This is a genomic window from Agathobaculum sp. NTUH-O15-33 (assembly GCF_033193315.1).
GTDB lineage: Bacteria > Bacillota > Clostridia > Oscillospirales > Butyricicoccaceae > Agathobaculum > Agathobaculum faecihominis_A.
Window position 1 is genome coordinate 2730087 of sequence record NZ_CP136187.1, and the last position, 16788, is coordinate 2746874.

Annotated in this window: 13 protein-coding genes and 1 pseudogene; 9 read left to right on the forward strand and 5 right to left on the reverse strand. The window is 60.0% G+C overall.

Features of this window, described 5'->3' with window-relative positions; translation table 11 throughout:
- Positions 1-40 precede the first annotated feature (40 nt).
- From RWV98_RS13230 to RWV98_RS13250, 5 genes are all read right to left on the reverse strand, one after another.
- Positions 41-934 carry a Gx transporter family protein gene (locus RWV98_RS13230; protein ID WP_317861310.1) on the reverse strand — a complete coding sequence of 298 codons (894 nt, stop codon included), beginning with the start codon at positions 932-934 and terminating at the stop codon, positions 41-43.
- A 10-nt stretch (positions 935-944) separates the two neighbouring features.
- A complete protein-coding gene (locus RWV98_RS13235; protein ID WP_317861311.1) occupies positions 945-1316 on the reverse strand; it encodes a NusG domain II-containing protein in 372 nt (123 codons plus the stop codon).
- Complete coding sequence (locus tag RWV98_RS13240; protein ID WP_317861312.1) at positions 1306-2319, reverse strand: FAD:protein FMN transferase; 1014 nt, start codon at positions 2317-2319, stop codon at positions 1306-1308. The genes RWV98_RS13235 and RWV98_RS13240 overlap by 11 nt, the downstream gene beginning before the upstream one ends.
- 163 nt (positions 2320-2482) lie before the next feature.
- A complete protein-coding gene (locus RWV98_RS13245; RefSeq protein ID WP_442872063.1) occupies positions 2483-4210 on the reverse strand; it encodes an ammonium transporter in 1728 nt (575 codons plus the stop codon).
- A gap of 107 nt (positions 4211-4317) precedes the next feature.
- On the reverse strand, positions 4318-6405 hold the full coding sequence (locus RWV98_RS13250; RefSeq protein ID WP_280961332.1) for a glutamine synthetase III family protein: 2088 nt from the start codon (positions 6403-6405) through the stop codon (positions 4318-4320).
- Between the two features lie 417 nt (positions 6406-6822).
- Between RWV98_RS13250 and RWV98_RS13255 the strand changes: the two genes are divergently transcribed.
- The 9 genes and pseudogenes from RWV98_RS13255 (at position 6823) to RWV98_RS13295 (ending at position 16783) form a co-directional block, all read left to right on the forward strand.
- On the forward strand, positions 6823-7920 hold the full coding sequence (locus RWV98_RS13255; protein ID WP_317861315.1) for a class II glutamine amidotransferase: 1098 nt from the start codon (positions 6823-6825) through the stop codon (positions 7918-7920).
- Positions 7920-9425 carry a glutamate synthase-related protein gene (locus tag RWV98_RS13260; protein WP_317861317.1) on the forward strand — a complete coding sequence of 502 codons (1506 nt, stop codon included), beginning with the start codon at positions 7920-7922 and terminating at the stop codon, positions 9423-9425. The genes RWV98_RS13255 and RWV98_RS13260 overlap by 1 nt, the downstream gene beginning before the upstream one ends.
- Before the next feature lie 215 nt (positions 9426-9640).
- The gene (locus RWV98_RS13265) at positions 9641-10363 is read left to right on the forward strand and encodes a glutamate synthase (protein ID WP_442872064.1); all 723 of its coding nucleotides are present in this window, start codon (positions 9641-9643) and stop codon (positions 10361-10363) included.
- Between the two features lie 24 nt (positions 10364-10387).
- Complete coding sequence (locus RWV98_RS13270; RefSeq protein WP_280961329.1) at positions 10388-11707, forward strand: glutamine synthetase family protein; 1320 nt, start codon at positions 10388-10390, stop codon at positions 11705-11707.
- A 40-nt stretch (positions 11708-11747) separates the two neighbouring features.
- Positions 11748-12317, forward strand: a complete 570-nt coding sequence (locus RWV98_RS13275; protein ID WP_317861319.1) for an ANTAR domain-containing response regulator — start codon at positions 11748-11750, stop codon at positions 12315-12317.
- Between the two features lie 131 nt (positions 12318-12448).
- Positions 12449-13294 carry a diaminopimelate epimerase gene (gene dapF, locus RWV98_RS13280; protein WP_280961327.1) on the forward strand — a complete coding sequence of 282 codons (846 nt, stop codon included), beginning with the start codon at positions 12449-12451 and terminating at the stop codon, positions 13292-13294.
- Positions 13291-14905: pseudogene (locus RWV98_RS13285) on the forward strand (CTP synthase). The gene dapF and the pseudogene RWV98_RS13285 overlap by 4 nt, the downstream one beginning before the upstream one ends.
- On the forward strand, positions 14895-16070 hold the full coding sequence (locus tag RWV98_RS13290; RefSeq protein ID WP_317861322.1) for an LL-diaminopimelate aminotransferase: 1176 nt from the start codon (positions 14895-14897) through the stop codon (positions 16068-16070). Before RWV98_RS13285 ends, RWV98_RS13290 begins: the two are co-directional and overlap by 11 nt.
- A 62-nt stretch (positions 16071-16132) precedes the next feature.
- Positions 16133-16783 (forward strand): ComF family protein, encoded by a 651-nt coding sequence (locus RWV98_RS13295; protein ID WP_317861324.1) that lies wholly within the window; start codon positions 16133-16135, stop codon positions 16781-16783.
- The last annotated feature ends 5 nt before the right edge of the window (positions 16784-16788 follow it).

Sequence of the window (16788 nt, forward strand, 5' to 3'; positions counted from 1 at the left end):
CAAAAAACTGCTGCAAACTTTGCAGCAGTTTTTTTGCGTTTTATTCTACCGGTACGGTCTTATCGGCGGCGTTGTCGTCCGTCGCGTTGTTCACACTGTTCGTGTCGTTGTTCGGATCGTTGGTTCCGGTCAGCGCGTCGCCGGCCTCGTCCAGACCATCCTTAATGTCGTTGCCGGCATTTTCAGCCGCGTTGCCCGCGTCGTTCATGCCTTCGTCCACAGGGTTGTTGTCCGTGTTCCCCTCAGTCGTACCGTTGGTTGTTCCGTTATTGTTTGCATCGTTGGCTTCGTTTTTCTGATCGTTCGCCGTGTTTCCGCAGCCGGTCAGCAGCAGGGTAAACACCGCGAGCATAGCAATCAGCGTTTTCATTGCAGTTCCCTCCTTGCGTGTTTGCCGATAGTATGGCGAGGGAAGCGAAACATTATACGAAAAATTTGATTTTTTTAAATGCGTCAGCGCCACCGCGCAGGTAAGCCCGGTGACCAGTCCGAGCGGCACCGCCATCACGAGCAGGAACGGCAGGTAGGCGATCACGGCGTTTGTGCCCATCCAGAATACCGCCGCGATCATTTGGCCCACGTTGTGCGCCGCCGCGCCCGCCACGCTGACCCCGAGCAGCGAGCAAAACCGCCCCTCCGCTTGAAGAAGCGCCCACATGACAAGGAGCGACAGCAGACCGCCCGACAGGGAAAACAAAAAGCCGGTCACGCTGCCCATGAGCAGCGAGGATAAACCAACCCGGCAAACCAAAATGGCGAACGCTTCGCGCGGACGCAGCCGTGTCAGCGCAAAAAGCGTGACCACATTGGCAAGACCCAGCTTAACCCCGGGCACCGGAATGACCGCATCCAGCGGGAACAGGCGTTCCGCGAGGGAAAGCACGATCGCGAGCGCGGTGAGCAGGCCGCACAGCGTCAGTTTTTTTATCTTCATGCGCGCCCCCTTATGATACGATCGCGTCCACTTCGTTTTTTTCGCCCACCAGCTTTAGGACAACGCGGTTGGGCAGGCACACCGCGGCCTGCCCCGCGCGGGAAAGCGTGCCGGTGCGCACGCACACCTGATCGCGGCAGTCCGCCCCGGCCATGCGCGCGGTCAGTCCGTCGAGTACAATGGTATTGTGCCCGTCCAGATCGATGGTCTCTCGGGTATCCGGCGTGAGCGCGACGCGCTGCGTCAGTTCGCCGTCTTTCCAAATTTCGGCGTAGAGCCGGTCGCCCGCCGCCTGCATGGCCAGAAAAACCGCGAGCGCCGCCGCCGCAAGCAGCACGGCGGCGATGATGACGAAGTCGCCCCACCTCATTTTACTGCGCATAGGTATAGCCCTTGTCTTCTCCGTCAAAGGTAAAGGTGCACGCCTTTGCCACTGCGGGCGTGGTGTAGACCCGCTTGTCCGATGTGATGAACACCGCCGCGACGCCGTTCGCCTCACAGAAAGCCATGCCGTCCTCCAGCCCCATCACGAACAGGGCGGTCGTGAACGCATCCGCCCGGGTCGAATTTTCATCGATCACGGTCACGCCGCGCAGTCCGCTTTCCGCCGGGTATCCGGTGCGCGGGTCGAAGATGTGGTGATACCGCTTGCCGTCCTGCTCGAAATAACGTTCATAATCGCCCGAGGTAACGACTGATCGGTCCTCCACCGCCACGGTCGCGATATATTCTACGTTGTTATCCGGGTCGGCTATGCCGATCCGCCACGGCTTGCCGTTATTCGATCCGACCGCGTAGATATTTCCGCCCAGCATCAGCAAACCGGACGCATCCGCTTCCCGCAAAATGGCGGCGCATTCATCCGCCGCGATGCCCTTGGCGATACCGCCAAGGTCGAGCTGCGCGCCGCCCGCCAGCGAAACAAAGCCGCTGTTTTGATCGACTACAATGTTGGCCGCGCCAACGGTCAAAAGCGCCTCGTCTATCTCGCTTTGCGCGGGCACGCGGGGTTCGTCCGTGCCGATGCCCCATAGATCGGTCAGCCGGGCGGTCGTGGGATCGAACAGACCGTTTGTTTGTTCCGAAAGCGCCTTGGCCGTTTGAATATAGCCGCCCTCATCAACCATGCCGGTGCCTGACGGGGCGTGGTTGATCAAATAGACCGCGCTCGCCTTTACGTTGTTTTCCCCGCTGCGTGTGCGGGACAGCAGGCCTTCCAGTTCGTTTACCCGCCGTTCGCACTGCTGGGCGGCGTCTTGCCCCGTCTCCCCCAGCACGGTGACCGACATGAAGGTATCCATCGCGAAAAAGTCCGTCGAATATTCCTTGGGCGCGCACCCACAAAGCAGTAAAAGCGGCAAAACGGCCGCCAGCATTCGTTTCATATAGTATCTCCCGGTCTAATGATTTTCCTCACTTATTATAATGCACCGCCGGTCGATGCGCAATCCCCAATGCGCAAAAGCGCCCTCCGGATCAAATATCCGGAAGGCGCTTTTGCGAGGGATATAAAGATAAGGATAAGAAGGTGGTTAGGAGGCGGCGATATTATTCATCGTCCTGCAGCGCGTCGAAGCCCTCCGCGCCGGTGCGCACCTTGATGACGTTTTCCACGTTGTAAACGAAGATCTTGCCGTCGCCGATGTGGCCGGTATACAGGACCGCCTTGGCCGTTTCCACAACGGTCTCGACCGGCACGGCGGACACGACGACCTCCATCTTGATCTTGGGCAGCAGGTTCACATCCACTTCGGCGCCGCGGTAATACTCGGTCGCGCCCTTCTGCACGCCGCAGCCGATGACGTTCGCCACGGTCATGCCGGATACGCCGATCTGATTGAGCGCGTCCCTGAGCGCTTCAAACTTGGACTGCTTGGTAACGATGACGACCTTGGATAGCTTGTGCGCGCCCGCTTCGTCCGTCACTCTGGTAACGGGCACCGCGTGCTCGACCGCCACCGGCGCGCCCGCAGCCTGCACGGCCTGCATTTCGCCCGCCTTGGTGCCCAGCACCTGCGGAACGACCGGCATAAAATCCGCGTAGGCGGAAACGAGGCCGTGCTCGGGCTGGTCAAGACCCATGACCTCCTCCGCCGTGGAAACGCGCAGACCGATGGTGTGCTTGATGAGTTGGAACACGATGGTCATCGTGACGGCAACCCACGCGATGACCGCGACGACGCCGAGCACCTGAACGCCGAAGAAGCGGAAGCCGCCGCCGAAGAATAGGCCGAGCGGCGCGCCTGCGTCGTCCGTCAGGTAGTAGGCCAGCAGGCCGGTCAGCAGCGTGCCGGTCGCGCCGCATAGGCCGTGCACGCCGACCGCGCCGACCGGGTCGTCTACCTTGACCTTCTGGTCGATCAATTCAATGCCGAACACCACGACAAAACCTGCCACGATGCCGATGACCGCCGCGCCCACCGGCGTTACGGCGTCGCAGCCCGCGGTGATCGCGACCAAGCCGGCCAGCGAGCCGTTCAGCGTCATGGAGACATCGGGCTTCTTATAGCGCAGCCACGTGATGCACATTACCGTTACCGTAGAAACCGCGGCGGCAAGGTTGGTGGTGACGAACACACGGGCCGCGGTCTCGGCCGCGCCGCCCGAAAGGGCCACCGTGGAGCAGCCGTTAAACCCGAACCAGCAGAACCATAGGATAAATACGCCGAGCGCGCCCAGTGTGAGCGAGTGGCCGGGAATCGCGCGCGCCTTGCCGCTCTTCGTGTACTTGCCGATACGGGGGCCGAGGATCAGCGCGCCGACAAACGCCGCGACGCCGCCCACCATATGCACCGCGGCGGAACCCGCGAAATCATGGAAGCCCAGCTCGGCCAGCCAGCCGCCGCCCCAGATCCAGTGGCCCGAGATCGGATAGATCAGAGCCGAAATGACCATGGAGTAAATGCAGTAAGCGGAAAACTTGGTGCGTTCCGCCATCGCGCCCGACACGATGGTCGCGGCGGTCGCGCAGAACACGGTCTGAAAGATCAGCGTGGACCAGCTGTGTCCCTCGCCCACAACGCCGTCGGCCAGAAAATCAAAGCCGCCGAAAACGCCGCTTGCCGAACCGAACATAATGCCAAAGCCAAGCAGCCAAAAGATCGGCGTGCCGAGGGAAAAATCCATCAGGTTCTTCATGATGATATTGCCCGCGTTCTTGGCGCGGGTAAAGCCCGTTTCTACCATTGCAAAGCCCGCCTGCATAAAGAAAACGAGCGCCGCGCCGAGCAGGATCCAACCGGTGTCAAGCGCGCCTGCTAACATAGTGATGTCCATTTTGTCATGTACCCCCTTAAAATTTAAAAAGGCGTGTATTCTCCCCGCCTTTTACGGGGAAAATACACGCCTTTGTGTACGGGTCATTCAGTTTTTCCGCTGTGCGATCAAACGTAGAAGAGAATGTCGGAATAGGTCGGGAACGGCCAGCCCTTCTTAGCGACCAGACATTCCAGCGCGTCCGCCGGTTTACGCGCGGCTTCCATCGCGGGAATGACGGCGTCGTGGTAGTAATGGGCGCTCTGCTCCGCCGAGCCCTTGGGCGCCGAGGCCACCGCCTCGTCCAGCGCGTCGCAGTGGCTGGAAAGCGTTTCGATCAGGGACGAAAGCTCGGCAACCAATTTTGCTTCCATGCCGCCCGTTACGCCGATATCCTGCTTGAGGCGCGCGGTCTTGGCCACGCTCTGCTCGTATGCAAGGCACGCGGGCACGATCTCCTGCCGGATCATTTCGATCATGGTGAGCGCTTCGATGTGCAGCGTCTTGGCGTACTCCTCAAGCAGGGTCTCCTCGCGGCTTTCCATCTCCGCGCGGGTATAAACGTTGTGCTGCGCGAACAGCTTCAGGTTTTTCTCATCCGTGTAGTGCGGCAGCGCTTCGTCCGTCGAACGGAAATTGGACAGGCCGCGCTTTTCCGCTTCGACCACCCAGGCTTCGTCATAGCCGTTGCCGTTGAAGATGATGCGTTCGTGCTTTTTGATTTCGCGGCGGATCAGCGCGGACAGCGCGCTGTCGAAGTCCTCGGCCTTTTCCAGCTCGTCGCAGAATACGCGAAGCTCCTCCGCCACGGCGGTGTTGATCATGATATTGGCGCACGCGATATTAAAGGACGAACCCAGCATGCGGAACTCGAATTTGTTGCCGGTAAAGGCAAAGGGCGAGGTACGGTTGCGGTCGGTCGTGTCCTTCGGAATATCGGGCAGCACGGCGACGCCGAGGTCCATCTTGGTCTTTTCCACATCGGTGTAATCGGCGCCGGAGACGATCGCGTCCAGAATACCCTGCAATTCGTCGCCGATGAACATGGAAACGATGGCCGGAGGCGCTTCATCCGCGCCCAGACGGTGATCGTTGCCCGCGTTCGCCACCGAGATACGCAGCAGATCCTGAAACTCATCCACAGCCTTGATCACGGCGGTTAGGAACAGCAGAAACTGCGCGTTTTCGTGCGGGGTCTTGCCGGGCTCGAGCAGATTTTCGCCCTCGTCCGTCGAAAGCGACCAGTTGTTGTGCTTGCCCGAACCGTTGACGCCGTCAAACGGCTTTTCATGCATCAGGCAGATGAAGCCGTGCTTCTGCGCGACGCGCTTCATGACCTCCATCGTCAGCTGGTTATGGTCGGTCGCAATATTGGTGGTGGTGAACACCGGGGCCATTTCGTGCTGGGACGGCGCCACCTCGTTGTGCTTGGTCTTGGCGAAGATGCCGAGCTTCCAAAGCTCCTCGTCCAGCTCCTGCATGAACGCGGCCACGCGGGGACGGATGGAACCGAAATAATGGTCCTCCATCTCCTGCCCCTTGGGCGGCTTGGCGCCGAACAGCGTGCGGCCGGTAAAAATCAGATCCTTGCGCTTTGCATAATCCTTCTTTTCAATCAGGAAGTACTCCTGCTCGGGGCCGACCGTGGTGGTCACGCGCTTGACGTCCTTGCCGAACAGCTTCAGCACGCGGCTGGCTTGCAGGCTGATCGCGTCCATCGAGCGTAGGAGCGGCGTTTTCTTATCCAGAATCTCGCCGGTGTACGAGCAGAACGCGGTCGGGATGTATAGTGAGCCGTCCTTGACAAAGGCGTAGCTCGTCGGGTCCCACGCGGTGTAGCCGCGCGCCTCGAACGTGGCGCGCAGGCCGCCGGAGGGGAAAGAGGATGCGTCCGGTTCGCCGCGCACAAGCTCCTTGCCGGAAAACTCCATCATCACGCCGCCGTCGTCCGTCGGGGAGATGAAGGAATCGTGCTTCTCGGCGGTGATGCCGGTCATCGGCTGGAACCAGTGGGTGTAGTGGGTCGCGCCCTTGCTGATCGCCCAGTCCTTCATCGCCGTGGCGACGACCGCGGCAACGGCGGGGTCAAGCGCCTTGCCCTCCCGAATGGTCTGCTTGAGCTTCTTGAAGGTGTCCTTGGGCAGGCGCTCCTTCATCACGGTCTCGTTAAAGACCATGCTGCCGAACAGCTCCGGTACATTGCTTGCTGTGCTCATGAATGGTTCGCTCCTTACTGTAGTAACTTTACCTGTCATGATTTACCCGGATCCCCAAAAGAATGCGGGAAAATAAAAAAATGCGCTGCGGGTCGTGTTCCCACAGCGCCTTTGCTGTTTACACGCTAAATTATAGATTCGCCTGCCGCCTTTGTCAAGGGAAAACCCGTATTTTTTTCGTTTTCGGGCGTTTTTTATGATAAGAGAGTAAATCCGGCATGGTGAAGCGCCCGGTTTTTATGCAATTTGTGAAAACTTTGCGAAAAGGGCCCTTTTTCCGCTTGACGAACGCCCTTTCCATGCATTATGATTAAAAACACGGACAAAGGCGTCCGCTGCCCGGAAGGGGCCAAACTGCACGTTTGGTTCTTTTCGGGCGGCGGGCGCTTTTTTTGTTTTGATAAGGAGGAACCACCCATGCTGCAAAAAGAAGGTCAGGTACGCATTCCGGCCGGCTGCGCGATCTCCGGCATTTTCCATAAGGACGGCGCGCGCGAAAACGGCGCGCGTATCATAGAATCCATCCGCATGATGCACGACCGCTCCAACGGACTGGGCGGCGGCTTTGCCGGCTACGGCATCTACCCCGAATACGCCGACTACTATGCGCTCCATGTATTCTATGATACGCAGGCCGCCAAGGAAGAATGCGAACGCGAGCTGGAACGCCATTTCGATATCGTCAACCTTTCCAAGATCCCGACCCGCCGCCACCCCCGCATCAAGGAGGAGCCGATGATTTGGCGGTACTTTGTCGCCCCGCTGCCCACCCGGCTGGCCGCCAGCCAGATGGGCGAGCGCGAGTATGTCGCCCGCTTCGTCATCCGCATCAACCATACGCTTGCGGGCGCGTACATCTTTTCCTCCGGCAAGAATATGGGCGTATTCAAAGCGTCCGGCTTTCCGGAGGATGTGGGCGAATATTACATGCTGGAAAACTACGAAGCCTACTCGTGGACGTGCCACGGCCGCTACCCGACCAACACCCCCGGCTGGTGGGGCGGCGCGCACCCCTTTGCCCTGCTGGACTGGGCGGTGGTGCACAACGGCGAAATCTCTTCCTACGATGCAAACCGCCGGTTTATTGAAATGTTCGGCTACTCCTGCGACCTGCTGACCGACACCGAGGTGATCACCTATATCGTCGACTACCTCAGCCGCCGGGTCGGGCTGACGCTGGAAGAGGTCAGCCGCGTGCTCGCCGCGCCCTTCTGGTCCACCATTGAAAAGCAAGAGCCCGCTGAGCGCGAACGCCTGACCTATCTGCGCAACGCCTTCGCTTCCCTGATGGTGACCGGCCCGTTTTCCATTTTGGTTGGCTTTACGGGCGGCTTGATGGCGCTGAACGACCGGCTCAAGCTGCGCAGCATGGTCGTGGGCGAAAAAGACGAAACGGTGTTTATCGCATCCGAGGAGTGCGCGATTCGCCGCATCTCGCCCGAACTCGATTCGATCCGTGCGCCGCGCGGCGGCGAGGCGGTCATCGTCACCCTGAACTTTGGAGGGAATCAGTAATGGCTATCGATTTTTTATATCCGGAATACGAGGTCGTGCGCAACAAGGACCGCTGCATCTCGTGCCGCGTCTGCGAGCGGCAGTGCGCGAACGAGGTACACCGCTTTGACCCCAGCTTCGGCTACATGACGGCGGACGAATCCAAGTGCGTTTGCTGCCACCGCTGCGTCGCTCTGTGCCCGACGCGCGCGCTCAAGATCGTCAAGACCGACCATACCTTTAAGGAAAACGCCAACTGGACCGGCAAGGCCATTTCCGAGGTATACCGGCAGGCGGGCACGGGCGGCGTGCTGCTCTCCTCCATGGGCAACCCGGAGCGGGGCCCCATTTACTGGGATAAGATCTTGATCAACGCGTCGCAGGTCACCAATCCTTCGATCGACCCGCTGCGCGAGCCGATGGAGACCAGAACCTTTCTCGGCAAAAAGCCGGGTCGGATCGAACGCGACGAGGAGGGGCGCATCCGTCCCAACCTCTCCCCGCAGCTTAAGCTGAACATGCCCATCCTGTTTTCCGCGATGAGCTACGGCTCGATCTCCTATAACGCGCACGCCTCGCTCGCCCGGGCCGCCAAGGCGCTCGGCACCTATTACAACACCGGCGAGGGCGGCCTGCACGAGGATTTCTATGAATACGGCCCCCATACCATCGTACAGGTCGCCTCCGGCCGCTTCGGCGTACATAAAGATTATCTGGAGGCGGGCGCCGCGATCGAGATCAAGATGGGTCAGGGCGCGAAGCCGGGCATCGGCGGCCACCTGCCCGGCCTGAAGGTAGGCCCGGATATCTCCAAAACCCGCATGATCCCGGAAGGAACGGACGCGATCTCGCCCGCCCCGCACCACGATATCTATTCCATCGAGGATCTGCGCCAGCTTGTCTTTTCGCTGAAAGAAGCGACCGCATATCAAAAGCCCGTGCTGGTCAAGATCGCCGCCGTGCACAATGTCGCGGCGATCGCGTCGGGCGTGGCCCGCTCGGGCGCGGACGTGATCTGTATCGACGGCTACCGCGGCGGCACGGGCGCGGCGCCCACCCGCATCCGCGACAACGTGGGCATTCCGATCGAGCTGGCGCTCGCGGCGGTTGACCAGCGGCTGCGGGACGAGGGTATCCGCGATCAGGTGTCCGTCGTCGTGGGTGGCTCGATCCGCAACGCGGCCGATCTGGTCAAGGCTATCGCGCTCGGCGCGGACGCCTGCTACATCGCGACCAGCGCGCTGATCGCCCTTGGGTGCCACCTGTGCCGCTCGTGCCAGACCGGCAAGTGCAACTGGGGCATCGCCACGCAGCGGCCCGAGCTGGTGCGCCGCTTGAACCCGGATATCGGCTGCGAGCGCCTTGTGAATCTCGTCACCGCTTGGGATCACGAGTTGAAAGAAATGATGGGCGGCATGGGCATCAATTCGATCGAAGCCCTGCGCGGCAACCGGCTGATGCTTCGCGGCCTAGGCCTCACCGACCGCGAGCTTAAAATCCTCGGCATCAAGCACGCGGGTGAATAACGAAAGAATGAGGTAGGAGTTAGGAGTGAGGTAGGAATGAGGAGTTAGGAGTTGGATTATCGGCTTTGCCGATAATCCTAATTACCGAAGCGGTTGGCTTCCCAAACTTCCACCTTTCTAACGCCTCCTGCCGACGCTATCATTACTAATTACTAATTCCTAACTCCTACTTCCTAACTCCTAACTCCTAATTAAACGAAAGGGTGTTGATAAAAGTGACCATCACTGCAAACCTTACCTATTATAAAGAGCTGGGTGAAATGATCCGCGCGCAGCCGGACAGCGAGTTGACGATCGACCGGGTTGTGGGCCAGCGTTATATCGGCTGCGGCTCCGCCGGTAAAAGGCTCACGGTGCGCGGCACGCCGGGTAACGGACTTGGCCAGTACCTGAACGGCTCCACGATAGAGGTGTTCGGCAACGCGCAGGAAGCCGTCGGCGACACGATGAACGCGGGCGATATCATCATTCACGGCTCTTGCGGGGATACCTGCGGCTACGGCATGCGCGGCGGGCGCATTTTTATCAAGGGAAACTGCGGCTACCGCGCGGGCATCCATATGAAGGCCTATCAGGAGCAGTGCCCGGCGGTCGTCATCGGCGGGCGGGCCGGTTCGTTCCTTGGCGAGTATCTGGCCGGCGGCCTGATCTTAGTGCTTGGCCAAGGCGCCGGCGGCGCGTATCCTGTCAGCAATTTCTGCGGCACGGGTATGCACGGGGGCAAAATTGTGCTACACTGTGATAAAGTGCCAGAGGATCTGCCCCGTCAAGTGCTCGTACGCGAGGCAAGCGAAGCCGACCGCGCCGAGATCGCCCCCCATATCGACGATTACTGCCGCTTTTTCGGCGGCGACGCGGCGGCGCTCAAAGCCCAGACGTATTATGTGCTGACGGCCAACCCGGACGCGGGCTACCACCAGCTTTACACCTTTAATTAGCGCTAAAACAGGAGGTTCGGAACCATGGATCAGACCAAAAGCGAAGTGATTTCGTTCATTGAGGAAAACGATGTGAAGTTCATTCGCCTTGCTTTCTGCGATATCTTCGGCAACCAGAAAAATATTGCCATCATGCCGGCGGAGCTGCCGCGCGCGTTTGAAAGCGGCATCCATTTCAACGCCGCGGCGCTCAAGGGCTTTCTCAACGTGGCCGATTCCGACCTGCTGCTCTTCCCCGACCCGGCCACGCTCGCCGTGCTGCCGTGGCGGCCCAGCCAAGGGCGCGTGGTGCGGTTTTACTGCGATATCAAATATCCCAGCGGCGCGCCCTTTGAGGGCGACGGCCGCCAAATTCTGCGGAGCGCCTGCCGCCGCGCCCAGCGCGCGGGCTACTCGCTCACTATGGGCACGGCGAGCGAATTCTACCTGTTTGAGCTGGATGAAAACGGCCACCCCACGCTGACCCCGCACGACCACGGCGAATACTTCGATATCGCGCCGCTCGACCGCGGCGAAAACGTGCGCCGCCAGATCTGCCTGACGCTGGAGGAAATGGGCATCCAGCCGGAATCCTCCCACCACGAGCAGGGCCCAGGCCAGCATGAGATCGATTTCCGCTACGCCGAGGTCATGGAGGCCGCCGATAACTTTTTAACGTTTAAATCAGTCGTCAAATCCATGGCCATGGGCAGCGGCCTATTCGCCAGCTTTTTGCCCAAGCCCCTGCCCGACGCCCCGGGCAACGGCCTGCACCTGAGCCTTTCCATTTTTAAAAACGGAAAGAACCTGTTTCACCCCTGCTTCACCGAAGCAAAGGAAGGGCAAAGCTTTGTCGCCGGCGTGCTGCGCCGCGCGGCGGAGATCACGATTTTCGGCAGCCCGCTCACCAACTCCTATTCCCGCCTTGGCGAATTTGAAGCGCCCAAATACATCACTTGGTCGCACCAAAACCGTTCGCCGCTCATTACCATTCCCCTCATGGCGGACGGCATGCCAAACCGGCTGAAGATGCGCGCGATGGACGGCTGCATCAATCCATATATCGTGCTTGCGCTGATTATACACGCCGGGCTGGACGGTATCGACGAAAAGCTGCCGCTCGCGCCCGCGTGCGATATCGATCTGTTTACCGCCCCGCCCGAGGTCGTCGCGCGGTATCAGGCCCTGCCCGCCTCGCTGTGCGACGCGGTGCGGCTGGCACAGGCATCGGACTTTATTCGCGGCATTTTGCCCGCGCGCACGCTGGAAAGCTTTTTCGCCGCCAAACAAAACGAGCACGACCGCATCGCCTTGTCGGACGACCGGCTTTCCGCCGAGCGCCAGCTGTATTTCGAGCGATACTAAGCCTTTGTCCAACCCAATGGAGAAGGAGGGAAATCATTCGTTGGAACGCATTCTGATCGTTTCCGCAGCCGATAAGGCCTATCGCGCGCTCTGCTCCGTATTGACCGGCGGCGGCGTTAGGGCCGAATTTTCCCTTGCCCGTTCGGGGGCCGAGGCGCGCCGGGGTCTTGCCCAAACAGAATACAGCCTTATTTTTGTCAACACGCCGCTGCCTGACGAATTCGGCCACGAGCTGGCGCAGGCCGCGGCGCATGAAACGCTTGCGGGCGTGCTCCTTCTGGCCGCCGCCGAGGTATCGGACGCGGTCAGCGAAAAGGTGGAACTGGACGGCGTGTTCGTGCTGCCCAAGCCGCTCGACCGCGTGATGCTTTTTCAGGCGCTGCGCATGGCGCGCGCCGCGCGCAGCCGCTTGACCGGCCTGCAAAACGAAAACCGCAAGCTGCTGCGCCGGATCGAGGATATCCGTCTGGTGGACCGCGCCAAGTGCCTGCTCATCGAATGCCGCGGCATGACCGAACCGGAAGCGCACGCCTATATCGAACGCCGCGCCATGGACCGGCGGCAGACCAAGCGCGCCGCCGCCGAGGCGATCTTGAACGGCGAAGCTTGAACGGCTGAAAAATTTTTGTCTTTTTTTCTGCCGGATAGAGAATTTCGTACGATTTTATGATATACTGAATGGTGTATGAGCAGGTTTGAACCCGCCCATGCGCCATTTTTTAGTTCAAGGAGTGATTGCACGTGAAGCTGGCTTTCACCAAAATGCACGGCTGCGGCAACAATTACATTTATTTCAACTGCTTTGACCAGACGGTGCCCGATCCAGAAGCGCTATCCGTCCGGCTGAGCGAGCCGCATTTTGGCATTGGCGGCGACGGCGTCATACTCATTTCCCCATCGGACAAGGCGGACGCGCAAATGCGCATCTTCAACGCCGATGGGTCGGAGGGCAAGATGTGCGGCAACGGCATCCGCTGCGTCGGCAAGTACCTGTACGATAACGGCATGGTGAACGGCCGCACCACGGTTACGGTGGACACGCTTTCCGGCGTAAAAACGCTGCGGCTCGCCACCGAAAACGGCAAAGCGGTAACGGCTAGAGTCGATATGGGCGCCGCGATCCTGCAGCCGGACCTGATCCCGGTCGCGCTCGACGGCGACCGCGTGATCGACGCTCCCCTCGTCGTGGACGAAAAGGTTTACCATATCACCTGTGTTTCCATGGGCAACCCGCACTGCGTGATCTTCAGCGAGGAGGACATCGATTCGCTGGATCTGACCCGCATCGGCCCCAAGTTTGAACACCATCCGCTGTTCCCCGAGCGCGTCAACACCGAGTTTGTGAACGTTCTAAAGGACGGCACGCTCAAAATGCGCGTGTGGGAACGCGGCAGCGGCGAAACCTGGGCCTGCGGCACGGGCGCGTGCGCGGTCGGCGTGGCGGCCTGCCTTGGCGGGCATGCGCAAAAGGACAGCGATATCACCGTGCACCTGCGCGGCGGCGATCTTTTGATCCGATATACAGACGAAACCGTGTTCATGACGGGCGCGGCGACAACCGTATTTAAGGGGGAAATAGAGTTATGACAAAATACATCTTCGTGACCGGCGGCGTCGTTTCCGGTCTGGGCAAGGGCATCACGGCGGCGTCCCTCGGGCGGCTGCTGAAAAGCCGCGGCCTTAAGGTCGCCGCGCAGAAGCTCGATCCGTACATCAATGTCGATCCCGGCACGATGAGCCCGTTCCAGCACGGCGAGGTCTACGTCACCGACGACGGCGCCGAGACCGATCTGGACCTTGGCCACTACGAGCGCTTTATCGATGAGGATCTGAACAAGTTTTCCAACCTGACGACCGGCAAGGTCTACTGGAACGTGCTGAACAAGGAGCGCGCCGGCGAATATCTGGGCGAGACCGTGCAGGTCATCCCCCACATCACCAACGAGATCAAGTCCTTTATCCATTCGGTGGGTAAAAAGACCTCGGCCGATGTGGTCATCACCGAGATCGGCGGCACGACGGGCGATATCGAATCGCAGCCCTTCCTCGAAGCCATTCGTCAGGTCGCGGTCGAGGTAGGCCGCCGCAACTGCCTGTTTATCCATGTTACGCTCGTGCCCTATATCTCGGGCTCGAACGAACCCAAATCCAAGCCCACCCAGCACTCGGTCAAGGAACTGCGCGGACTTGGCATTTCGCCGGACATCATCGTCGCCCGCGTCGACCGTCCGATGGACGATGATATCAAGCGCAAGATCGCCATGTTCTGCACCGTTTCGGAGGACTGCGTCATTGAAAACCGCACGCTGCCCGTGCTGTATCAGGCGCCCATGATGTTGGAGGAGAGCCACCTTTCCGACATCGTCTGCCGCGAGCTCGCCATCGGCGCGCCCAAGGGCGACATGTCGGAATGGACCGCCATGCTCGAGCGCATCGCGGCCCGCAAGGAGCATGTCAAGATCGCGCTGGTCGGCAAATATGTAAAGCTGCACGACGCTTATCTCTCCGTTGCCGAGGCGCTTCCAGCACGGCGGCTATGAAAACGGCGTGTTCGTCGATATCGAATGGGTCGATTCCGAGGAACTGACGGCCGCGACCGTGGACAAGCTTCTGGGCGAGATTGACGGCGTTATCCTGCCCGGCGGCTTCGGCCCCCGCGGGATCGAAGGCATGATCTGCGCGGCCAATTATTGCCGCACGCAGGGCATCCCCTATTTCGGCATCTGCCTTGGCATGCAAATCGCTGTGATGAGCTACGCCCGCAATGTTTTGGGCTTTGCGGACGCGAATTCCAGCGAATTTGACGCCGATTCCACCCACGCGGTGATCGACCTGATGGAAAGCCAGCAGGGCATTTCCAAAAAGGGCGGCACGATGCGCCTTGGCGCTTACCCCTGCAAGGTGCGCCCGGGCACGATCATGGCTTCGGCCTACGGCGAGGAGATGATCTCCGAGCGCCACCGCCACCGCTACGAGTTCAACAATGTTTTCCGCGAGGAGATCGAAAGCCACGGCATGATCATTTCCGGCACCTCGCCCACGGGCGAACTGGTCGAAACGGTTGAGATCCCGTCCCATCCGTTCTATATCGGCGTGCAGTTCCACCCCGAATTTAAATCCCGTCCCAACCGCGCGCATCCGCTGTTCAAGGCGTTTGTCGCGGCATCTCTAAAAAGGAGCAACGAACATGCAGATTAATGAAAACTTTAACAATCTGGAACAGAGCTATCTGTTCTCCACCGTGGGCCGCAAGCAGCGCGAATTCGCCGCCGCGCACCCGGAAGCGGATATCATCAAGCTTTCCATCGGCGATGTGACCCGTCCCCTCGTGCCCGCCGTGATCGAAGCCATGCACGCGGCGGTGGACGAGCAGGCCCATCAGGAGACCTTCCACGGCTATGGAGACGAGCAGGGCTACGGCTTCCTGCACGACGCGCTGGTCGGCTATTATCAGACGCACGGCGTTTCGCTCGATACCGACGAAATTTTCATTTCGGACGGCGCGAAAAGCGACCTTGGCAACATCCTTGATATTTTCGGCACGGACAACACCGTGTTGGTGCCCGATCCGGTTTACCCGGTCTATGTCGACACCAACGTGATGGCGGGCCGCAAGATCGTGTTCGCCGATGCAAACGAGCAAAATGGCTTTCTGCCGCTGCCGGACGCTTCGGTAAAGGCCGATATCATCTATATGTGCTCGCCCAACAACCCGACCGGCGCGGCTTATGACCGGAAGAGCCTCAAGGCTTGGGTCGATTACGCGAACGTGCAGAACGCGGTCATTCTGTATGACGCGGCTTATGAGTGCTTCATCGAGGACGAGGCGCTTCCCCGCTCGATCTATGAGATCGAAGGTGCGAAAAGCTGCGCGATCGAGTTCTGCTCGTTCTCCAAGATGGCGGGCTTTACCGGCACCCGCTGCGGGTGGACGGTCGTTCCCAAGGCGCTGGCCGACGGACAGCTTAATAAAATGTGGCTGCGCCGCCAGACGACCAAGTTCAACGGTGTGCCTTATATCGTGCAAAAGGGCGCGGCTGCTTGCTTTACCGAAGATGGTCAGAAGCAGATCCACGAAACGCTTGCCTACTATAAGCAGAACGCGAAGGTGCTCTCCGAAACGCTTGACGAACTCGGCATCTGGTACACGGGCGGTAAATCCAGCCCATATCTGTGGCTCAAGTGCCCGAACGGCATGGGCTCGTGGGAGTTTTTCGATTACTTGCTTGAAAACGCGCACGTTGTCGGCACCCCGGGCGCGGGCTTTGGCAAGAACGGCGAAGGCTTCTTCCGCCTGACCGCCTTCGGCGATCAGCAGCGCACGCTGGAAGCCGCGGCACGTCTAAAGAAACTGCTTGGATAAATTAAATGGGCTGTCCCTCGCGGACAGCCCATTTTTTCTAACAGAAGGGAGGATATGGCTATATGGGTGTGATCTACCCAAAAAAGTGCATTCTATGCGGCGAAACGTTGCCGCTGGCGGGCACGGGCGCGGCCTTATTGTGCCCGGACTGCGCCCGCGCCGTCCGGCGGGATTACCGGGAAACGAGCGGCGTGCGTATTCCTGACACGGACGGCGCGGTAGCCTCCCTGCGCTACACCGGCCGCGTGGCCGAAGCCATGAAGCGCTTTAAATTCAGCCATTACCAGCACTACGCACCGTGGTTTGCCGCACAGCTCACGGCTGCGCTCACCGCCTATTTAGACGCATGGCAGCCCGACCTCGTCACCTTTATCCCCATCGGTCTGGTACGCTGGTATCAGCGCGGCTACAACCAGTCCGAGCTGATCGCGGCGGACGTTGCCGGGCAGCTTGGCCTGCCGCTCGTTCCCCTTCTGAAAAAGCGGCGGTTCGTGCGCAAGCAATCCGCCCGGCAAGGCAAGGCCGCGCGCACCCAAAACATCAAACACGCCTTTCTCCCCATGCCGGATCACGATCTGACCGGCAAAAATGTGCTTTTGATCGACGATATCATCACCACCGGCGCCACCCTTTCCGCGGCGGCGGATACCCTGCGCGCCATGGGCGCGGCCCGCGTGTACGCCGCCGCCCCCACGGTAGCGCGGCACAAATAAAAAAC

Coding starts and splice junctions, on each gene's coding strand:
- RWV98_RS13260 (WP_317861317.1), top strand. CDS start 7,920: ATGGCTATCGATTTTTTATATCCGGAATACGAGGTCGTGCGCAACAAG.
- RWV98_RS13255 (WP_317861315.1), top strand. CDS start 6,823: ATGCTGCAAAAAGAAGGTCAGGTACGCATTCCGGCCGGCTGCGCGATC.
- RWV98_RS13290 (WP_317861322.1), top strand. CDS start 14,895: ATGCAGATTAATGAAAACTTTAACAATCTGGAACAGAGCTATCTGTTC.
- RWV98_RS13250 (WP_280961332.1), bottom strand. CDS start 6,405: ATGAGCACAGCAAGCAATGTACCGGAGCTGTTCGGCAGCATGGTCTTT.
- RWV98_RS13245 (WP_442872063.1), bottom strand. CDS start 4,210: ATGGACATCACTATGTTAGCAGGCGCGCTTGACACCGGTTGGATCCTG.
- RWV98_RS13230 (WP_317861310.1), bottom strand. CDS start 934: ATGAAGATAAAAAAACTGACGCTGTGCGGCCTGCTCACCGCGCTCGCG.
- RWV98_RS13295 (WP_317861324.1), top strand. CDS start 16,133: ATGGGTGTGATCTACCCAAAAAAGTGCATTCTATGCGGCGAAACGTTG.
- RWV98_RS13270 (WP_280961329.1), top strand. CDS start 10,388: ATGGATCAGACCAAAAGCGAAGTGATTTCGTTCATTGAGGAAAACGAT.
- RWV98_RS13240 (WP_317861312.1), bottom strand. CDS start 2,319: ATGAAACGAATGCTGGCGGCCGTTTTGCCGCTTTTACTGCTTTGTGGG.
- RWV98_RS13235 (WP_317861311.1), bottom strand. CDS start 1,316: ATGCGCAGTAAAATGAGGTGGGGCGACTTCGTCATCATCGCCGCCGTG.